Annotated in this window: 14 protein-coding genes; 8 read left to right on the top strand and 6 right to left on the bottom strand. The window is 64.7% G+C overall.

Going from position 1 to position 19,874, the window contains the following annotated elements; translation table 11 throughout:
- Nucleotides 1-351: 351 nt before the first annotated feature.
- Nucleotides 352-1,305 carry an AEC family transporter gene (locus JQ600_RS23450; RefSeq protein ID WP_212390756.1) on the bottom strand — a complete coding sequence of 318 codons (954 nt, stop codon included), beginning with the start codon at nt 1,303-1,305 and terminating at the stop codon, nt 352-354.
- A 134-nt stretch (nt 1,306-1,439) separates the two neighbouring features.
- Here JQ600_RS23450 and hspQ point away from each other — a divergent pair, with 134 nt between their 5' ends.
- Nucleotides 1,440-1,772, top strand: a complete 333-nt coding sequence (gene hspQ, locus JQ600_RS23445) for a heat shock protein HspQ (RefSeq protein ID WP_212031571.1) — start codon at nt 1,440-1,442, stop codon at nt 1,770-1,772.
- Nucleotides 1,773-1,859: 87 nt separating this feature from the next.
- Here hspQ and JQ600_RS23440 read toward each other — a convergent pair whose 3' ends face one another.
- On the bottom strand, nt 1,860-2,705 hold the full coding sequence (locus JQ600_RS23440; protein WP_212270264.1) for an invasion associated locus B family protein: 846 nt from the start codon (nt 2,703-2,705) through the stop codon (nt 1,860-1,862).
- 339 nt (nt 2,706-3,044) lie between these two features.
- On the opposite strand from JQ600_RS23440, the gene JQ600_RS23435 reads away from it, so the two are divergent.
- From JQ600_RS23435 to JQ600_RS23420, 4 genes are all read left to right on the top strand, one after another.
- Nucleotides 3,045-4,808 carry an extracellular solute-binding protein gene (locus JQ600_RS23435; RefSeq protein WP_249136044.1) on the top strand — a complete coding sequence of 588 codons (1,764 nt, stop codon included), beginning with the start codon at nt 3,045-3,047 and terminating at the stop codon, nt 4,806-4,808.
- A 22-nt stretch (nt 4,809-4,830) separates the two neighbouring features.
- Nucleotides 4,831-6,336 carry a class I adenylate-forming enzyme family protein gene (locus tag JQ600_RS23430; protein ID WP_212490115.1) on the top strand — a complete coding sequence of 502 codons (1,506 nt, stop codon included), beginning with the start codon at nt 4,831-4,833 and terminating at the stop codon, nt 6,334-6,336.
- A gap of 91 nt (nt 6,337-6,427) precedes the next feature.
- Complete coding sequence (locus JQ600_RS23425) at nt 6,428-7,654, top strand: GGDEF domain-containing protein (RefSeq protein ID WP_212390754.1); 1,227 nt, start codon at nt 6,428-6,430, stop codon at nt 7,652-7,654.
- Nucleotides 7,651-8,421: a hypothetical protein gene (locus JQ600_RS23420; protein WP_212390753.1), complete on the top strand. Its 771-nt coding sequence runs from the start codon at nt 7,651-7,653 to the stop codon at nt 8,419-8,421. Before JQ600_RS23425 ends, JQ600_RS23420 begins: the two co-directional genes overlap by 4 nt.
- A gap of 204 nt (nt 8,422-8,625) precedes the next feature.
- Here JQ600_RS23420 and mfd read toward each other — a convergent pair whose 3' ends face one another.
- Both mfd and JQ600_RS23410 read right to left on the bottom strand, forming a co-directional pair.
- Nucleotides 8,626-12,144, bottom strand: coding sequence for a transcription-repair coupling factor (gene mfd / locus JQ600_RS23415; protein ID WP_212390752.1), 3,519 nt, complete (start codon nt 12,142-12,144; stop codon nt 8,626-8,628).
- Nucleotides 12,141-12,431, bottom strand: coding sequence for a succinate dehydrogenase assembly factor 2 (locus JQ600_RS23410; RefSeq protein ID WP_212390751.1), 291 nt, complete (start codon nt 12,429-12,431; stop codon nt 12,141-12,143). Before JQ600_RS23410 ends, mfd begins: the two co-directional genes overlap by 4 nt.
- 385 nt (nt 12,432-12,816) lie before the next feature.
- On the opposite strand from JQ600_RS23410, the gene JQ600_RS23405 reads away from it, so the two are divergent.
- The 3 genes from JQ600_RS23405 (at nt 12,817) to recG (ending at nt 16,904) form a co-directional block, all read left to right on the top strand.
- Nucleotides 12,817-14,007, top strand: a complete 1,191-nt coding sequence (locus JQ600_RS23405; RefSeq protein ID WP_212390750.1) for an RNA ligase RtcB family protein — start codon at nt 12,817-12,819, stop codon at nt 14,005-14,007.
- Nucleotides 14,004-14,627 carry a peptide chain release factor H gene (gene prfH / locus JQ600_RS23400; protein WP_212390749.1) on the top strand — a complete coding sequence of 208 codons (624 nt, stop codon included), beginning with the start codon at nt 14,004-14,006 and terminating at the stop codon, nt 14,625-14,627. The genes JQ600_RS23405 and prfH overlap by 4 nt, the downstream gene beginning before the upstream one ends.
- Nucleotides 14,628-14,795: 168 nt before the next feature.
- Nucleotides 14,796-16,904 (top strand): ATP-dependent DNA helicase RecG, encoded by a 2,109-nt coding sequence (gene recG, locus JQ600_RS23395; protein ID WP_212390748.1) that lies wholly within the window; start codon nt 14,796-14,798, stop codon nt 16,902-16,904.
- Nucleotides 16,905-17,045: 141 nt separating this feature from the next.
- On the opposite strand, the gene JQ600_RS23390 is transcribed toward recG, so the two are convergent.
- Nucleotides 17,046-17,819: a DUF502 domain-containing protein gene (locus JQ600_RS23390; protein WP_212390747.1), complete on the bottom strand. Its 774-nt coding sequence runs from the start codon at nt 17,817-17,819 to the stop codon at nt 17,046-17,048.
- A 97-nt stretch (nt 17,820-17,916) separates the two neighbouring features.
- Nucleotides 17,917-19,743, bottom strand: coding sequence for a glutamine--fructose-6-phosphate transaminase (isomerizing) (gene glmS / locus JQ600_RS23385; RefSeq protein ID WP_212390746.1), 1,827 nt, complete (start codon nt 19,741-19,743; stop codon nt 17,917-17,919).
- Nucleotides 19,744-19,874 lie beyond the last annotated feature (131 nt).

Here is a 19,874-nt window from a genome sequence, read left to right as displayed (position 1 = left end):
GGACCGGAGATCAAGCTAGTGCCCACACCGCCACCGCCATCACCCCCGAGGCTAGTACACTGGGAATCGCCAATTTTCTGGCCATCACATATCCCGCGTCATCAGTTGGTTCGTCGACCAGAGTGGCCAAATACGTCGCCCGGCGGCGTTGGGCCGTTCGCCAAATATGGGTTGCTCTGATGTCTGCTTCGATCGGTTCGCTCTTCACACGTGGCTCCCAGTGTCTGATGTAGCCACCCTGAACGGCGATTGTTTCAAGCCGTCTTCGTCGATCCCGGAAGATTGTTTCGTCGGTCTCAAATTTGGTTTCATCAGAACGCGTTGCATAGCGTCAGCCATGCGTGGTTATTCTCAAGGAAACGCCAGCCTTCCGCTCTGGATGAACCACATCACGCTGGTCAGCGTAACGACGGAGGCGAAGGTTCCGATCAGGACGGCGACCGACGCCGGCTCGATCCAGGTGTTGTTCTGCCGCGCGATCACGAACACGTTGAGCGCCGGCGGCAGTGACGCCATCAGGACCGCGGTCGCCGCCCAGGGCTGCGCGAACGGCCCGAACAGCAGCATCAGGCCGAACACGATCAGCGGATGGATCAGGAGCTTGACCGCGATCACGCCGGGCACCTCCCACGGCACGCGATCGAACGGGCGCAACGCGACGGTGACACCCAGCACGAACAGCGCCGTCGGTGCCGCGGCGTTCTGCAAAAACACCAGCGTGTTGTCGATCGCGACAGGGGGACGAAAATGCAGCGCCGCGGCGAGCGCGCCGGCGCCGGCCGACATGATCAGCGGGTTGAGCACGATCTGCCGCACCACGATGCCGAGCGTGTGCAGCAGCGAGCGATGCTCGCGATCGGTGAACGCGATCAGGATCGGTACGATCGAAAACAGGAAAATGCTGTCGCAACAGAAAATCAGCGCAGTCGGCGCCGCCGCCTTGGTGCCGAGCACGGCGAGCGCCAGCCCCGGGCCCATATAGCCGATATTGCCATAGGCGCCGGCCAGCCCGGCCAAAGTGGCCTTGCGCAGCGACAATTCGCCGATGACCCGGCCAGTCACCACGGCAACGATGAAGGCGATCACGGTGCCGAGCGTGGTCGCGATCAGGAATGGCGGGTTGTTGAGTTCCGAAAACGGCGTCTTGGCCATGATGCCGAACATCAGGGCCGGCAGCGACACGTAGAGCAGGAAGAAATTCATCCAGGCCAGCCCCGCCTCCGGCAGCCCCCTGGTCTTGCCGCAGGCAAAGCCGATGAAGATCACCCCGAAATAGGGAATCGCCAGATTGAGGATATCGGCCATGCAATGGGGGTCTTTTCTTCAGCGTTTCGTCAATGTTTTCTTGGGGCTGGCGCCGGATGTGCCAGCCGGACTTGAGAGCTAATTCAACCTTTTGCCCCTAGCATCGGCCACAATCATGGTCTATTCGACGAGGTATGATTAAAGCGCGCACCGCCAAATTCCAGATCGGTCAGATCGTCCGTCACCGGGTGTTTTCATTCCGGGGCGTGATTTTCGACATCGATCCGGTATTCAACAATACCGAGGAATGGTGGTTGTCGATCCCTGAGAACGTTCGGCCGCACAAGGATCAGCCGTTCTATCATCTGCTGGCGGAGAATTCGGACTCCGAATACGTCGCCTACGTCTCGGAGCAGAACCTGCTACCCGACGATTCCGGCGAACCGATCCGGCATTCGCAGGTCGCCGAGATCTTCGTCAAGGACAAGTCCGGCGGCTATCGTCCGCGCAATCCCTCGCTGAACTGATCTGGCTCCATCCAGGCTACAAATCTTCTCCTGAACGAAAAAGGCGCCCGGACCAGGGCGCCTTTTTGTTTGTCGATCGAAGCGGCGTTACTTGGCCGCCGGATTGGCATTGCCCGGCGCGCCGCCAGCGGGCGGGTTGGCCTCGAGCTTCTTTCGCGCTTCTTCAGCCCGCTTCTGCAGCTCTTCCTGCAACTTCTGCTGGGTCTTCTCGAATTCCTTGGGGTCGGTCGGCGGGCCGTCATAGGCCTTGGCGAATTCGGCGAGCGGCAGCGGCAGCGTTAGCGGGGCGCCGTTGGAGTTGATCGCCTGAACCACCAAATTCTGGCCCTTCTTCAGGTTGGCCAGCAGTTCCGGGGTCACTTCGTAGTCCGACATGCAACCGTTCTGGAAGCAGATCACATAGGGGCTCTGCGCCGGAGGATTGGCATCGACGATCACGCGGGTGCCGTGCACGAGCTGCATGCCGAGCGGCAGCGTCACGCGCAGGATCTTCTTCGGCTCGCCTTCCGGCTCGATGATGACGGCAGCGATGACCGGCTGGCCGGACTCGATGCGTCCGTCCTTGCCGGTGAAGCAGACCTGCTTGGCGCCAGCGTCCTGCCCCTTGAGGCAGAATTTGGTCCAGGGCGCGTAAATCAGCTGGACCTGCTGGTCCTGCGACTGACCGCCTGCGGGGGGAGCGCCGCCGGCGGCCGCTGGCGGGGCCGGCTGGGCGTTCGGGGCGGCGGGCGCTTGGGCCTTCGGGGCTGCTTTCGGGGCAGCCTTGGGAGCGGCCTTCGGGGCCTCCTTGGGCGCCGCTGCGGGGGCACCGGGGGCCGGAGCCGGGGTTTGGGCCTGCGCACCCGCGACGAGCAACGTCGCGGACAATGCCGTCGCCGCCAACAAGGCGGCAACCCGCCCATGCGGCCGGACGGCCAAGATACGGAAATTCATTGCGGAAAACCCTTTCTGAACGGGAGCGCCCGAAACCGCTGCAGGCACCGACACCTAGCCGTTTGGGCGGCTGTCTCCTAGTCAATTGAGGCGGATACGTGACAGGCGTCACCGCCCTGGTCAATTGCACGCCTTCAATACAGCGGCGGACGAAAAGATCAATGCCGACAAGCATCTTTGGCTGCGGTCCCGGTGGACGCCGAGGCCTGTGGTCAAGGCCTATGGTAAAGCTCACTGGTGTGTGACCCCGAATCAAATCCGCGCGTGCAGATGGTAGCCGTTGGACGTATCCGGCTTGGTATTCTCGCCAGCGTTGTGCTCGCGCTCGGCCTGTTGCCGATGGCGCTCGCGGGCAACGCCCGCGCCGGGGAAAGCCATGCGATCTCCATGCATGGCGCGCCGGCCCTGCCGGCCGATTTTGCCCACATGCCCTACGCCAAACCCGATGCACCGAAGGGCGGCCGGCTGGTCTGGGGTCTGCTTGGCACCTTCGACAGCCTCAATCCGTTCATCGTCCGAGGCCTCGCCCTGCAGCAGATCAGGGGCTTTGTCGTCGAGAGCCTGATGAGCCGCGGCAATGACGAGGCCTTCACGCTCTACGGGCTTCTCGCCAGGAGCGTCGAGACCGACGACATCAGAAGCTATGTCACGTTCCATCTCGATCCCCGGGCGCGGTTCTCGGATGGCAAGCCGGTAACGGCCGACGACGTGCTGTTTTCCTGGGCGCTGCTGCGCGACCGCGGCCGCCCCAACCATCGCCAGTATTATGCCAAGGTCGCCAAGGCCGAGGCGCCCGACCCGCTCACCATCAGGTTCGATTTCGGCGGCGCGCCCGACCGCGAACTGCCGCTGATCCTCGGCCTGATGCCGGTATTGCCGCGCCATGCGGTCGATCCCGAAACCTTTGAGGACACGACCATGACCGGACCGGTCGGTTCCGGTCCCTATCGCGTCACTGCGGTGCGCCCCGGCGCCAGCGTCACGCTGAGGCGCAACCCCGACTATTGGGGCCGTGACCTGCCGGCGAACCGGGGCCTGTGGAACTTCGACGAGATCCGGTTCGATTATTACCGCGAGTCCAACGGCCAGTTCGAAGCCTTCAAGCGCGGGCTCTATGATTTCCGCAATGAAGCCGAGCCGCTGCGCTGGCACGACGGCTATGATTTCCCGGCCGCCCGCAGCGGCGAGCTGATCCGCGACATCATCAAGCCAGGGATGCCGCAGCCGTCGGAGTATTTGGTGTTCAACACCCGCCGTCCGCTGTTTTCCGACGTCCGCGTGCGGCGTGCGCTGACGCTGCTGTTCGATTTCGAATGGATCAACCGCAACTACTTCTTCGGCCTCTACACGCGTGCCGGAGGCTTCTTCGCAGGGTCGGAATTATCAGCCTATGGCCGCGCCGCCGATGCGCGCGAGCGCGAACTGTTGAAACCCTACCTCGCGCATATTCCGCCTGATATTCTCGACGGCAGCTTCCGCCTGCCCGTGTCAGACGGTTCAGGCCGCGACCGCGCAGCGCTGCGGGTCGCCCTCGCTCTGCTGTCCGAGGCCGGCTACGTGCTCGACGGCACCGTGCTGCGCCAGCGCGCGACCAAAGCACCCCTCACCTTCGAGATCCTGGTCACGACGCGCGATCAGGAACGGATCGCGCTGGCCTATAGCCGCGACCTCAAACGCGCCGGCATCGAGGCCAGCGTGCGCGCGGTCGATCCGGTGCAATTCGACCAGCGCCGGCTCGGCTACGAGTTCGACATGCTGCAGAACCGCTGGGACCAGTCGCTGTCACCCGGCAATGAGCAGTCGTTCTATTGGGGCAGCCAGGCCGCCGATATCCCCGGCACAAGGAACTACATGGGCGCGAAGGATCCGGCGATCGACGCCCTGATCGCGGCGCTGCTGGAGGCCCGCGAGCGGCCGGAATTCGTCTCGGCGGTGCGGGCACTGGACCGGACCCTGATGTCGGGCTTCTACGCTATCCCGTTGTTTAACGTCGCCGAGCAATGGATCGCGCGATGGAATCGGGTAGAACGACCTTCAACCATCGCCTTGACGGGCTACCTGCCGGAGACGTGGTGGCACAGACCGGACGCGCAACCCAAATGACGCAAGCCATTGAAGTGACGCCGTGACCCAGCCAGCCGCTTCGCCCACGCTCGATACGTTGTTCAAGCGCTCGCTGGCACGGCAGCCGGATGCGACGGCGCTGATCGATCCTCCGAACAAGCCGCGCGTCACGGGCCAGACGCCGAAGCGCCTCACCTATGCGCAGGCCGACCGCGCCATTTCCGCGCTGGCAGCGCATTTCATCGAATCCGGATTGCCGGCCAACTCCGTCATCGCGGTCCAGCTGCCGAACACCATCGAATTCGCGCTGACAATTCTGGCCGCCTATCGCGCCGGACTGGTGGTCGCCGTGCTGCCCTTGCTGTGGCGACAGGCGGAACTGACCATGGCGCTCAACCGCACCGCGGCGCGGGCGATCGTCACCACAAGCAAGGTCGACGGCATCGTCTATTCGGATCTGGCCATGAATGCCGCGGCTGAAGCGTTTTCGATCCGCCATGTCTGCGGCTTCGGCACCGATTTGCCGGAAGGCATGGCCTCGCTCGATAACGCGATCCTTCGGGAATCGACAACCGCGCGCGCGGTGATCCAGGATGGCCGCAAGGCGGCGCTGATCTCGTTCGATCTGACCTCGGACGGTTTCCGGCCCGTGCCGCGTGCCCATCTCGGCCTGATCGCCGGAGGACTCTCGGTCTCGCTCGAAAGCGACGTGCCGCAGGGCGCAACGATCCTGTCGGCGTTTTCGCCGATGTCGTTTGCCGGCCTCGCATCGACGCTGACGGTCTGGCTGCTGTCGGGCGGAACCCTGGTGCTGCACCATCCGTTCGACGAAGAGATCCTGGAGCAGCAGATCAACGAGCATGCCTGTGATACGCTGATTGCCCCGGCACAACTGGCGTTGCGGCTGGACGAACTCGACCTCGCGGGCAGCCTGCCCTCCCTGCGCAACGTCATCGGGTTGTGGCGCGCGCCGGAACAGGTGATGTCGAGCGCGTCCTGGTCGGCCCAGCAGGCGACGCTGACCGACGTCTATCTGTTCGGCGAAGTCGGTTTGTTCGCGGCGCGCCGGATTGCGGACGATGGTTCGCCCGCCCTGATCAAGTCAGGACCGCACGGCGCGCCGCGCGAACTGCCGGGCTCCTCGATCGCGGGCGACATCCTGCTGACCCCGCGGGGCACCCTGGGGCTGCGCGGACCGATGATCCCGGTCGCGGCCTATGCGCCCCCGCCGCCACCCAGCGACTCGCTGATCGCAGCCCCGCCGCGCGATTACGTCGACACCGATTATTCCGCGCGGCTCGACCGCTCGACCGGCGCCATCAACATCACCGCGCCGCCGTCCGGTATCATGGCGGTTGGCGGCTACCGCTTCCTGGCGCAGGACCTGCAGGAATGGGCGCGCCGGCTTGGGCAAGGCGCGCTGCTCACGGCACTGCCGGATCGCCTTAGCGGCCATCGGCTTGCCGGCCGCGCCCAGGACAACGCCCGCGCCCGCGACGCGTTGACGGAACTCGGGCTTAACCCGTTGATGGTCGAAGCGTTTCGCGACCGGGCCAATTCCACCTGAGCGCAATCTCGCGGCTTGCGTTGACGCCGCATTAAGCCCGGCAAACTAGGATCGCGCTCTCATAAATGGCGCGCTTGATCCGAGTTGTCAGATGTCCCAGCAAGGCCCGATCCTCGTCGTATCGACCGCAAGGCGGCCATCGTTTGCCGCGGCGCTCGATGTCGCAAAGCTGTTTCCGGTCGTCGAGGCCGAATGGGCGGACGCAGGTCGCGCGGTCGAACAGCTGCAGCCTGCGGCCGTATTGGCCGCGGCGTCCGACGTCGATCAGGCCACGCTTGCCGCACTCGCCGCGCCGATCGCGGCCCACCAACCCTATCTGCCGCTGATCGCGGTCGATCCACAGATAACGCTGCCTGAAAACGCCATTCCGTTTTTCCAGAGCCAGGGAGACTCCAGCCGCCTCGTCGCGCGCCTGCGCGCCGCGCTGCGTGTCCGCTCGCTGCACGCGACCGTGATGCGCCGGCTGGTGCCGGCCACCCGGATCGCGCTGTCGGACATCGACACCTTCCGGGATGCCACGGTGCTGCTGGTCGGCCGCGGCGGCGCCTACCCCACGCTGTCGGTCTCGCTTGGCGAGCAAACCGGCGTGGTCGGCGCGCTGAGCATCGAGGCTGCGGCGAAGCATCTCAATGCGCGCGACATCGACGGCATCGTGCTCAGCGAAGGCTTTAGCCCGCGCGTGGTCGATGCTTTCCTGACCGTGCTGGCGGAAGACGCCCGCTTCCGCCATCTGCCTGTGGTGGTGACGTCAGGCGATCTGTTGCCGGCCTATGAATTGCCGAACCTCGAAATCCTCAGTGGCGAGCCTGTACAAATGGTGGCGACCGCGTTGCCGCTGATCCGCCAGCATGCCTTCGAAGCGCATTTGAGCCGGATCCTGCGCTCGATCGACGCCGAGGGCCTGATCGACGCCCGCACCGGCCTGCTCACACCAACCGCCTTCGAGCGCGACTTCGCCAGCGCCGTCTACCAGACCCAGCAACGCGGCGGCGGCCTGTCGGTTGCGCGCTTCGCCTTCGACCCCGCCCATCCCCGCGCCCAGTTCGACGGCGCGCGCATCATCAGCCGGCTGATGCGGCGGATGGATTTCGGCGCCGTTTGCGATGACGGATCGGTCGTGGTCGCCTTCGCCGAAACCGACCTCAAGACCGCGCATACGATCGCGCGGCGGCTGTCCAGCGTCATGCGCCACACCAGCCACGGCAAGCGCGATACGCGCGCAGAACCAACCGTGACGGTCGCGGCGCTGGAGTCGAAGGATTCCGCAAAGGCGCTGCTCGCGCGCCTCGGCGAAGAGGCGCATCGCGCGGCGTCGTGAAGGCCTCGGATCGGGTCTTCGAAGAAGTGGAAACCCAACGGGCCGATCCCAAAGTCCCCACGGACCATGGTGAGACATCCTCCTGTATCGTTCATGAACCCGCAGGGCGGCTGGAGCGACACAGGATCGATGTGCTCGCCGCCTACGCCGGCGGGCGCGCGCGTTGCGCCCACACCGTCGAGGAAGCGGCCATGTTGACGAATAACGCGGAGCCAGCCTGGAAAGCTCGGAACATCGCCTTGTTTGCGATGGTCCTTGCCCTTGCGGGAGGGCTGTCGTTGTTCAACAAGGCAAACGGCGGCACGGAACCTGCTACCGCCGCTTCGGCCAACTGCAGTGAATTCGAGGCGAAGGCCCGTAAGCTGTTCGACCAGGGCGGCGACACCGCGACGCTGAGTGGCACATTCGCGCCCGGCGACCACGTGCACCTGGCGATCGATTTCATCGGCGTCAGCTATTCGTGGGAATCGACCGGCGTGTTGGGAAAAATGCCGAACGTCAGCGGCTCCCGCTGGTACAGCTGGCTTAAGTACACCGCGCACAGCAAGGCCACATACTCGCCCGAGCACACGCTCATATCATCCGTGTCCAACGGGAAGATCAGCGGATTCGCCAGGTTGGAGGTGAAGCTCGACGTAGCCACCGCTGGAGATGGCGCGATAACAATCAAGAAGACCAGCGGGCTGTCCATATCGCCGAGGGTCGTGATCGCGAGCTGCAAAGCCTCGAAACAGGCGCCCCCGATTGCACGGGGATTGTCGAGCTGATGCGCCACTCCTGCCGCGGCAAACGCGGCGCGCACGCGGAACCAATCATCACTGATCGCGCTGCGTCGTAGGCGGATCCGTCATTGCCTGCGACAAACGCGAAGCGTTTGCGCAAGGGAGCAAAGCGACGAAGCAATCCATGCTTGTTTTGTGGCACGATGGATTGCTTCGCTTCGCTCGCAATGACGGGAATGGTCCGGAACGCTACGCCGCCTTCTTGTTCTCCGCGAGGTTGGCGAGCTGGCGCAAAATCTCGGTCGTGCCCATCAGCCGTTCTTCCGGCGTCTTCCATACCTGCAGGAACACCACCTTCATGTCCGGGCGAACTTTTGCGGCCTGGCCGTGCTGGCGGATGAAGAACACCAGCCGGTCCGGCTGCGCGAACTTGTTGTCGCGGAAGCTGATGACGGCGCCCTTCGGCCCGGCATCGACCTTCTCGACATTGGCCCTTCGGCAATAGGCCTTGATCGCGGCGACCTTGAACAGATAGCGCACCTCGTCCGGCAGCACGCCGAAACGGTCGCGCATTTCGGCGGCAAAATTGTCGATCTCCTCGTCGGTCTCGAGATCGGCGAGCCGGCGGTACAGCGACAGCCGCACCGCCAGGTCGTTGACGTAATCCTCCGGGATCAGCACGGGCATGCCGATGGTGATCTGCGGTGACCAGCGGTCGGCGGCGGGCTCGACCACGCCGGCCTTGAGGTTGAGGATCGCCTCTTCCAGCATCGATTGATAAAGCTCGAAGCCGACTTCCTTGATGTGGCCGGATTGTTCCTCGCCGAGCAGATTGCCGGCCCCGCGGATGTCGAGGTCGTGGGACGCAAGCTGGAAGCCGGCGCCCAGTGTCTCCAGCGATTGCAGCACCTTGAGCCGCCGCTCGGCCTGCCCGGTGATCTTCTGCTGCGCCGGCAGCGTGAACAGCGCATAGGCCCGCAGTTTCGAGCGCCCGACCCGGCCGCGCAGCTGATAGAGCTGCGCCAGGCCGAACATGTCGGCGCGATGCACGATCAGCGTATTGGCCGAGGGAATGTCGAGCCCGGATTCGATGATCGTGGTCGAGAGCAGGATGTCGTATTTGCCGTCGTAGAACGCCGACATGATGTCTTCGATCACGGTCGGCGGCATCTGGCCATGCGCCACCGCAACCTTCATTTCAGGCACATTCTTGTCGAGGAAGTCTTTTACGCTCGCAAGATCCTCGATGCGCGGCACCACATAGAACGCCTGCCCGCCGCGGTAGCGTTCGCGCAGCAGCGCCTCGCGGATCATCAGGGGATCATGCGGCGCCACGAAGGTGCGGACCGCGAGACGATCCACCGGCGGTGAAGCAATGATCGAGAGGTCGCGCACGCCGGTCAGCGCGAGTTGCAGCGTGCGCGGGATCGGCGTCGCGCTCAGCGTCAGCACATGCACCTTCGCCCGCAATTGCTTCAGCCGCTCCTTGTGGCTGACGCCGAAGTGCTGTTCCTCGTCGACAATCAACAGGCCGAGATCCCTGAACTTGATCGCCTTGCCGAGCAGCGCATGGGTGCCGACGACGATGTCGACATTGCCTTCCGAAAGCCCCTTCTTGACTTGTGTCAGTTCCTTCGGCGCGACCAGCCTTGAGGCCTGTGCGACATTGACGGGAAAACCTCTAAACCGTTCGGCAAACGTCTTGCTGTGCTGCCGCGCCAAGAGCGTGGTCGGCACCACCACGGCGACCTGCTTGCCATCGAGTGCCACGGCAAACGCGGCGCGCAGCGCCACTTCGGTCTTGCCGAAGCCGACATCGCCGCAGATCAGCCGGTCCATCGGGCGACCGCTTTCGAGGTCCTTCAACGTCGAAGTGATGGCGCCGAGCTGATCCTCGGTTTCCTCATAGGGGAAGCGCGCGCAGAACTCGTCATAGACATGCGGCTGCACCGGCATTTTCGGCGCTTCGTGCAGATGGCGTTCGGCCGCGATCTTGATCAGTTCGCCCGCGATCTCGCGGATGCGGTTCTTGAGTTTTGCTTTTCGCGCCTGCCAGCCGCCGCCGCCAAGGCGGTCCAATTCGACGTTGGCGTGGTCGGAGCCGTAGCGCGACAGCAGCTCGATGTTTTCGACCGGCAGGAACAGTTTTGTTTCGGCGGCGTAATGCAGCTCGAGGCAGTCATGCGGCGCGCCGGAGACTTCCAGCGTCTGCAGCCCGATGAAGCGGCCAATGCCGTGCTCGACATGAACGACGAGATCGCCGGCGGCCAGACTCGTGACTTCAGAGATGAAATTGTCGAGCTTGCGGCTCGCCTTGCGCGGCCGCACCAGGCGGTCGCCGAGGATGTCCTGTTCGCTGATGACGGCGACGTCGTCGGTCTCGAAACCGGATTCCATGCCGACCACCGCCAGCATGGCCTCGTTGCGCGGGGTCGCCTGCACCGTGCGCCAGGTGTTGACGCTGGTGAGGTTGAGCAGCTTGTGATCGCGCAACATGCTGCCCATGCGGTCGCGCGAGCCCTCGCTCCACAGCGTGATCACGACCTTCTTGCGCTGCGCCTGCAACGCCAGCACATGGGCGACGACGGCTTCGAACACGTTGACGGAGCTATCGGCGCGCTCCGGCGTGAAGTTGCGCCCCTGCCGCGCGCCGGCATCGAACACGTCAGAACTGTCGTCGGGCACCGCGAACGGCGTCAGCCGCGCCAGCGCGGCTTCTTCCAATCGTGTCGTCCATTCCGTTTCGGTCAAATACAGCCGATCGGGCGGCAGCGGCTTGTAGATCGCGCCGCTCCCGGGATGCTCCAGCGCCTCGCGGCGTGCTTCATAATAGTCCGCGATCTGCTTGAAGCGTTCGCGGGCGGCGTCCTCGCCCTGCGGTTCGATCGCGACCGGCGCGCCGTCGAGATAGTCGAACAGCGTGTCCATCCGCTCCTGGAACAGCGGCAGCCAGTGCTCCATGCCGGGATGGCGGCGGCCTTCGCTGACGGCTTCATACAGCAGATCGTCGCGCTGCGGCGCGCCGAAGGTCGCGACATAGCCCATGCGAAAGCGGCGGATGGTCTCGGTGACCAATTGGAATTCGGAGACCGGCACCAGATCGAGCGCGCGCATGTCGAGCAGCGTGCGCTGGGTTTCGGCGTCGAATGTGCGAATCGATTCCAGGCTGTCGCCGAAGAAATCGAACCGGACCGGCTGATCGAGCCCAGCCGGAAAGAGGTCGAGAATGCCGCCGCGCACGGCGTATTCGCCGGGCTCGCGCACCGTCGAGGACCGGTTGTAGCCATTATGCTCCAGCCAGGCGACGATGGAGTCCATCGGCACGACGTGGCCGGGTGCCACCGACAGCGCCTGCGCCGCCACCACCTCACGCGCCGGAACGCGCTGGACGATGGCGTTGACCGTAGTCAGCACGATCAGCGGCTTGTCGCTGCCTTGAAGCCGCGACAGCCGCGCCAACGTGGTCAGGCGCTGGGCCAGGACGCCGCCATGCGGCGACACCCGGTCATAGGGCTGGCAGTCCCAGGCCGGAAACTGCATGACCGGCAAATCGGGTGCGAAGAACTCCAGCGCCCGCGCCAGTTGCTGCATGCGGGGACCGTCACGGCACACCACCGCAAGGCTCACCGCCGGCGGCTTCGGCTTGGCAGCGACCGCGCGCGCCAGATCGGCAACGACGAGACCCTCGGCGCCTTCGGCGACATTGGCAAAGGTCAGCGCGCGGCCGGGGGCCAGCAGCGCAGCGGGGGATTTCACCGGTGACTTCATGCGTCGTGGTCCACGGCGCGACGCGCCTTGATGCGGTCGAACAACGCGCTGGCGAATTCGGGATCGAGCGGCTTTTCGCCCGTCAGCGCGGCATAGAGATCGGGATCGGGCACCTCGAGCAGCCGTTCCAGTTCGGCCATGTCGCCATCAGACAGATCAGCGATCTCGGCATCGGCAAAGCGCCCGAGGATGAGATCCATCTCACGGGTGCCCCGATGCCAGCAGCGAAACAAAAGCCGCTTGCGGCGGTCATCGAGCCCATCGCTCGATCGTGTCGAACCCGTCATTGTCCCATTCCCATCCGAACGCCAAAAGCCCGGACGTGCCGGGCGGGGTTGATATAGCCATGGCCGCAGCGAATGTCAGTAGCGTTTCCGGCGCAAATCCAAGTGAACTTGATGCACGTGAACCTCGCGCCTCTGGCGTGCGACAACAGGAGGTCGCGGCGGACTTGCAGGTTTTGCGTTTCGCCGGTATCTGATCTGCGCGATCGGTGGCCGATTTTGGCACGATCAACAGGGAGAAGGCTCGATGACGTTGTCTCGCCGCCCCGTCGAGGGCATCGCCTGAGGGCGCGTGCGTTAGCCGCGCCGCTTGGGAAATCACGCGCTTAAGTCAGCGATAGCTGTGCTGTGCGCGTCGACGATTCCAAATCTTTCTGAAAGCTTTCAAATGGGCACTTCTCCCAAGATGGACGGCCGTGCGCCGATCCACGTCTTCGCCTCGTCCAAATCCTGGATCGAGGGCAACGCCACGCTTCAACTGGAACAGGTCGCTGCACTCGCTGGAGTCCGCGCGGTCGCCGCCATGCCGGATCTGCATCCCGGCAAATATGGTCCCGTGGGTTGCGCCATTCTGGCTGACAGCATTCATCCGCAACTGGTCGGTTCCGACATCGGCTGCGGCATGGGACTGTTTGCGCTAGATATCGCAGCCCGCAAGCTGCGGCTCGACCAGTTGGCCGACCGCTTGAGCTCGCTCGACCAACCCTGGGACGGCGACGTCGCCGGCGTCCTCGCCGACGCCGGTCTTGACGCCACGTTGTTCGATGCTTCGCTCGGCAGCATCGGCGGCGGCAATCATTTCTGCGAGATCCAGGCGATCGAGGAAATCCTTGCACCGGAGACGGCCGCGCAGGCGGGGCTGGACCGGGATGAGGCCTTTATCCTGGTCCATTCCGGCTCGCGGGGCCTCGGTTACTCGATCCTGGAGCGCGTCCTGTCGAGTGGGCAGGCAGCGCTTGATCCCGCGAGTGAAGACGGCGGGTCCTACATGGACGCGCATGATCACGCCGTGCGATGGGCCAGGCTCAACCGTCGCATCATCGCAGAGCGAGCCGCAGCGGCGGCGCGTGCGGAACTGCGTCCTGTCAACGACCTGGCGCATAACATGGTCGAGCGTCGTGGCAATCCCGGTGACGCCATCATGCTGCACCGGAAGGGCGCGGCGGCTTCCGACCGCGGGCTGGTGCCGGTGCCGGGATCGCGCGGGACGCTGTCCTATCTGGTCGAGCCGCTAGCTCCGATGCGAACCGAGGCGCTCGCCTCGCTCGCGCATGGTGCGGGCCGCAAGTACGACCGGGCATCCATGCACGGCCGCGTGCGGGGCAAGAAATCCGACATGGCACGGCTGGAGCGCAATCCCTATGGCGGCATCGTCGTCTGCGGAGATCGCGGCCTGCTCGTGGAGGAGGCGCCGGAGGCCTACAAGAACATCGATCGCGTCATCGCCGATCTCGTCGAGTTCGGCCTGGCGCGCGTGGTGGCGACGTTCCGGCCGCTCGTGACGTTCAAGAAGGCGCAATCCAGCATCGCCGCAAGCAGCGGCAAGCGCGAAAAATCCTGGAAGGAGGATCGCCGATGATCCGGCTTCTCCTCACCAGCGGACGCGGTCCGGCGGAATGCCGGATCGCGCTCGCAAAGGCTGTCGCGGCGCTCACCGCCGAAGCGACCTCGCTCGGCCTTGATACCGATTGCGTGAATGGGCCGAATCCGGACGGGCATGGTCCAGCCTCGGCAATCGTCGTGATTCACGGAGACGCGGCTACGACCTTTGCTCGGCCGTGGATCGGTTCGATCCAATGGGTGGTGCAAAGTCCGCTGCGGCCACATCACAAGCGCAAAAACTGGTTCATTGGTGTTTTCGAACTTCCGGCGCCGCCCGAAGCGCCGAAAGCGCTGGCCGCGCACGACGTTCGCTTTGAAGCCTTCCGGGCCGGCGGCCCCGGCGGTCAGCATCAGAACAAGACCGAGAGCGCCGTGCGTGCGACCCACATCGCAAGCGGCCTGTCCGTCGTGGCGCGCGAGGAACGCTCGCAACATCGGAACAAGGCGCTGGCATTGGAGCGGATTGCGGCACTGATCAGGCTGCAGGGCGAACTCGAAGCGATCACGGCCCGGAATGATGCGCATGCGGCGCATGATCGCCTCGAGCGCGGCAGCCCGGTCAAGCGGTTCAAGGGCTCCGCCTTTCAGGCATCGTAGTCCGACACCAAAAAAGCGCCAGGCGGGATCCGTTCGGGAGAACGTCAACCCTTCCTGCTCGAAGAATTCGTCATTGCCGGGCTTGACCCGGCAATCCATCTGCTTCGTAAGATTCATTTCGAAGAATGATGGATGCGCGGGTCAAGCCCGCGCATGACGGACCAGTAAATGCGCCCTCCTCTGCTCAATCCGCTGTTTGCTCCGGTCACGACGCTTCCTGGCGTCGGGCCGAAGCAGGACAAATTGCTGCGCTATCTGCTCGGCCGCAGCGAGACACCGCGGCTGGTCGATCTGCTGCTGCATCTGCCGGCCAGCGTGATCGATCGCCGCGCGAGGCCAAAGATCCGTGAAGCCGTGCAGGGAACCGTGGTGACGCTGGAGGTCACCGTCGATCGCCACCGGCCGCCGCCGCCGCGCAATTCCCGCACGCCCTACCTCGTCTATGCCAGCGACGACACCGGCGACGTGGTGCTGACGTTTTTCCGCGCCAAGCCCGGTTATGTCGAAAAACTGCTTCCCGTAGGCGAGAAGCGCTACGTGTCGGGCACCTTGCAGATGTACGACGGGATTCCCCAGATCGTGCATCCGACCAACATCGTGGATGAAGCGGCCTTTGCGAAACTGACCGGCATCGATCCGGTCTATCCCCTGACCGAAGGCCTCGCGCTCGGCTCGCTGCGCCGCGCGGTCGCCCAGGCGCTGCAAAAGCTCCCCGAACTGCCCGAATGGATCAGTCCGGAAGTCGTACGCCGCTGCCACTTCCCGTCCATCCGGGAAGCGTTCACCCGTGTTCATGTCCCGGTCGAGCTGACGGACATTCTCCCCGATGGCCCGTTCTGGTCGCGGCTCGCCTTCGACGAACTTTTGGCGGGTCAACTGGCGCTGGCGCTGGTGCGCGCGCAGTTGCGCCGTCCGGCCGGTGACCGCCACGCCGGCGACGGCCACCTGCGCAGCAGGATCATCGATGCGCTGCCGTATGCCCTCACCAAGTCGCAGCGCGACGCGGTCGCCGCCATCACCGAAGATCTGCGCCAGCCGGTGCGGATGTTGCGGCTGCTGCAGGGCGATGTCGGTTCGGGCAAGACGGTGGTCGCCCTGCTCGCGGCCGCCGCCGTGACCGAGGCCGGCAAGCAGGCAGCATTGATGGCGCCGACCGAAATCCTGGCGCGCCAGCACATCAAGACCATCACGCCGCTGGCCGAACGCGCCGGCATGCGGGTGGCGATCCTCACGGGGCGCGAAAAGGGCAAGGAGCGACGCGAAATCCTGGCCCAGCTGGAATCCGGCGAGATCGATTTCCTGGTCGGCACCCACGCGCTGATCCAGGACGACGTCGCCTTCAAGGCGCTGGCGCTCGCCGTGGTCGACGAACAGCATCGTTTTGGCGTGCGCGAACGGCTGGCGCTTACCAACAAGGGCGAAACGGTCGACGTGCTGGTGCTGAGCGCGACGCCGATCCCGCGCACGCTGGTGCTGACCTATTTCGGGGACATGGACGTCTCGGAACTGCGCGAAAAGCCGGCCGGCCGCCAGCCGATCGATACCCGCACCGTCCCCAACAGCCGGCTCGACGAAGTCATCGACGGCGTCGGCCGTGCGCTCAAAGCCGGCAAGCTGGTCTACTGGATCTGTCCGCTGGTCGAGGAATCCGAGGCCGAGGGCATCGAGCACCTCACCAACGCCACCGAGCGCTTCGAACGCCTGCAGCAACGTTTTGGCGACCGCGTCGGCCTCGTCCACGGCCAGATGAAGGGCACCGAAAAAGACCGCGTGATGGCGCAGTTCGCCGCCCACGAGATCGGCCTCCTGGTCGCGACCACCGTGGTCGAAGTCGGCGTCGACGTCCCCGCCGCGTCGATCATGGTGATCGAGAACGCCGAACGGTTTGGCCTCGCCCAATTGCATCAATTGCGCGGCCGGATCGGCCGCGGTTCGGAGGCGTCAACCTGCCTCTTGCTCTACAAGGAACCGCTCAACGAGATGTCCACCGCGCGGCTGAAAGTGATCCGCGAAACGTCGGACGGATTTCGGATCGCCGAGGAGGACCTGAAACTGCGCGGCGAAGGCGACGTGCTCGGCATCCGGCAAAGCGGCCTGCCCGGCTACCGCATCGCTCGCTCCGAAGTCCACGGCCAGCTCATCACCCAGGCCCGCGACGAGGCGCTGCGGATCATGAAGGACAATCCGAAGCTCAAGGGCGACCGCGGCGAAGCGCTGCGGTGCTTGCTGTATCTGTACGAGCGGGATGAGGCGATCCCGCTGATCGGGGCGGGGTGACGGCCCCTCCCCGTCATTGCGAGCGAAGCGAAGCAATCCATCGCGCGGCATAACGGATAGATGGATTGCTTCGTCGCAAGGGCTCCCTTGCGCAAACGCTTTGCGTTTGTCGCAGGCAATGACGTGGAGAGAGACGGTGCCCTACTCCACCTTCGCCGGCTGCAGCGTGGCTGCATTGGCGGCGCTCGCCACACGCGCGGCCTGCGCGGTAGCGGCCAAGGCCGCGATCTTCTTCTGCGGATCGGAGCCCGGCTGCACCACGCCCGCGGACATGATCAGCGTTGCCGCGTCTTCGGCGCTCATGTCGATTTCGATGATCTTGTTCTTCGGCACGTAGAAGAAGAACCCCGTGGTCGGGTTCGGCGCGCAGGGCAGGAACACCGAGATGTGCTCATCCTGGCCGGGCAGCTTGTTGGCGATGTCGACGCTCGGCGATTGCGAGATCAGCACGATCGACCACATGCCCGGCGAGGGAAACTCGACGAGGCCGACCCGGCGAAAGCTCGATCCGTTCCCCGAGAACAGCGTCTCGAACACCTGCTTCAGGCCGCGATAGATCGCACGCACCGCCGGAATGCGGCCGAGCAGCCGTTCGCCGAGGTCGACCAGGGTCCGGCCGATCAGGTTCGCGGTCAGGAAACCCAGCAGCGTCAGCGCGATCACGGCGACGATCAGCCCGGAACCCGGCAGCCCGAACGGCAGATAGGTTTCCGGCCGGTAGGCGGTCGGAACGAAGGGACGGACCAGGTTGTCGACCCAGGTGACGAACCACCAGGTCAGATAGAAGGTGATCGCGATCGGTCCGGCGACCACGAGGCCGGTCAGGAAATAGTTGCGGAAACGGGCCATTAGCCCGCGTGGGGCTTCCGGCGGGGCGTCGGCCGGGGTGGACGGGGGCAGATCTTGGGGATTCATTGCGGTTCCAGGTCGCGGGGGCAGCCGGTCTTGTTCCAGCTAAGCCATCCTAGCAGGTTTTTGAAGGCCCGAGATGCCGGCAAGCCCGCCCCTGCGGCTATTCGACCGTGACCGATTTGGCCAGATTTCGCGGCTGATCGACGTCGGTGCCCATCACCACGGCGGTATGATAGGCCAAAAGCTGCACCGGAACGGCATAGACCATGGGCGTAAAGGTCGCAGCCATGTCAGGCAGCACGATGGTGACCAGGGATTCGATGGTCGCCTCCGCCGCCCCCTTGGCGTCGGTCATCAGGATGATGTTGCCGCCGCGGGCGGCGACCTCCTGCATGTTGGAGACGGTCTTTTCGAACACCCGGTCATGCGGCGCGATCACCACGACAGGCATGTTCTCGTCGATCAGCGCGATCGGGCCGTGCTTGAGCTCGCCGGCGGCATAGCCCTCGGCGTGGATGTAAGAGATTTCCTTCAGCTTCAGCGCGCCTTCCAGCGCCAGGGGATAGCTGGTGCCGCGGCCGAGATAGAGCACGTCGCGGCATTTGGCGATGTCGCGCGCCAGCTTTTCGATCTGCGGCTCGGTCGTCAGCGCCGCGGCCATCAGGCGGGGAATTTCGACGAGGCCATGGACCAGCTTGATCTCATCCTCGTCGGACAATTCGCCGCGCGCCTTGCCGGCGGCAACAGCCAGCGCGGCCAGCACCATCAGCTGGCAGGTGAACGCCTTGGTCGAGGCGACGCCGATCTCGGGCCCCGCCAGCGTCTGCAGCACCGTCTCGCTCTCGCGCGCGATCGTCGAGGTCGGCACGTTGACCACGGAGAGCGTGTGGACGCCTTGCGACTTGGCATAGCGCAACGCCGCCAGCGTGTCGGCGGTCTCGCCGGACTGCGAGATGAAGATCGCCAGATCGCCCTTGCGCAGCGGCGCCTCGCGGTAGCGGAATTCCGAGGCGACATCGACCTCGACCGGCACGCGGGCGAGCCGCTCGAACCAGTATTTGGCGATATGGCCGGCATAGCTCGCGGTGCCGCAGGCGACGATCGCGATGCGCTGAACACCCCTGAAATCGAACGGCAGCGTCACCGGCAGCATCACGCGGTCGGTCGCCATGTCGACGTAGCGCGCCAGCGTATGGCCGACCACTTCGGGCTGTTCGTGGATTTCCTTGGCCATGAAGTGGCGGTAGTTCGCCTTGTCGACCAGTGAACTCGACGCCGTGTGCCTGATCGCGTCGCGATGAACGATCGCATTGTCCTTGTCGTAGATGGTGGCGCCCTTGCGCGTCAGCACCACCCAGTCGCCGTCCTCGAGATAGCTGACGGTATTGGTCAGGGGACCGAGCGCAATCGCGTCCGATCCCAGATACATTTCGCCGTCGCCGTGACCGATCGCCAGCGGCGGGCCGTTGCGGGCGCCGATCATCAAATCATTGTCGCCGGCGAAGATGAAGCCGAGCGCGAACGCGCCGCGCAGCTGCGACAGCGCCGCCTTCACCGCTTCCACGGGACCTATGCCCTGGGCGAGCAGATTGTCGACCAGATGCAGCACGATCTCGGTATCGGTTTCGGTCTTGAAGACCGCGCCCTTTTTCTCCAGCGCCTCGCGCAACTCGCGAAAATTCTCGATGATGCCGTTATGGACCACGGCGACGCGTTCGGTCGCATGCGGATGCGCGTTGTTCTCGGTCGGCCGGCCATGGGTGGCCCAACGGGTATGCCCGATCCCGGTATGGCCGGCGAGCGGTTCGGCCTCCAGCCGCTTTTCGAGGTTTTTGAGTTTGCCCTCGGCGCGGCGCCGCGCCAGATGGTCGCCTTCCAGCGTGGCGACGCCGGCCGAATCATAGCCGCGATATTCCAGGCGTTTGAGCGAATCCACCAACTGCTCCGCGACCGGAGCGCGTCCGAGAATGCCGACAATGCCGCACATGCGGTTTAATATCCCCAAATCGTCGAAAATTTGCCGAAGCAACGCCACGTTCCCTTAACGGGAAACGCCGCCGCCTACCTACTCAATAATTATTGCGGATTGAGACAGTCTTAAGCGGAAAGCTTAACGTT

Source organism: Bradyrhizobium sp. AUGA SZCCT0176 (assembly GCF_018130145.1).
GTDB lineage: Bacteria > Pseudomonadota > Alphaproteobacteria > Rhizobiales > Xanthobacteraceae > Bradyrhizobium.
The sequence above is the reverse complement of the archived record's forward strand: the minus strand, read 5'-3'. Positions and strand labels throughout refer to the sequence as shown.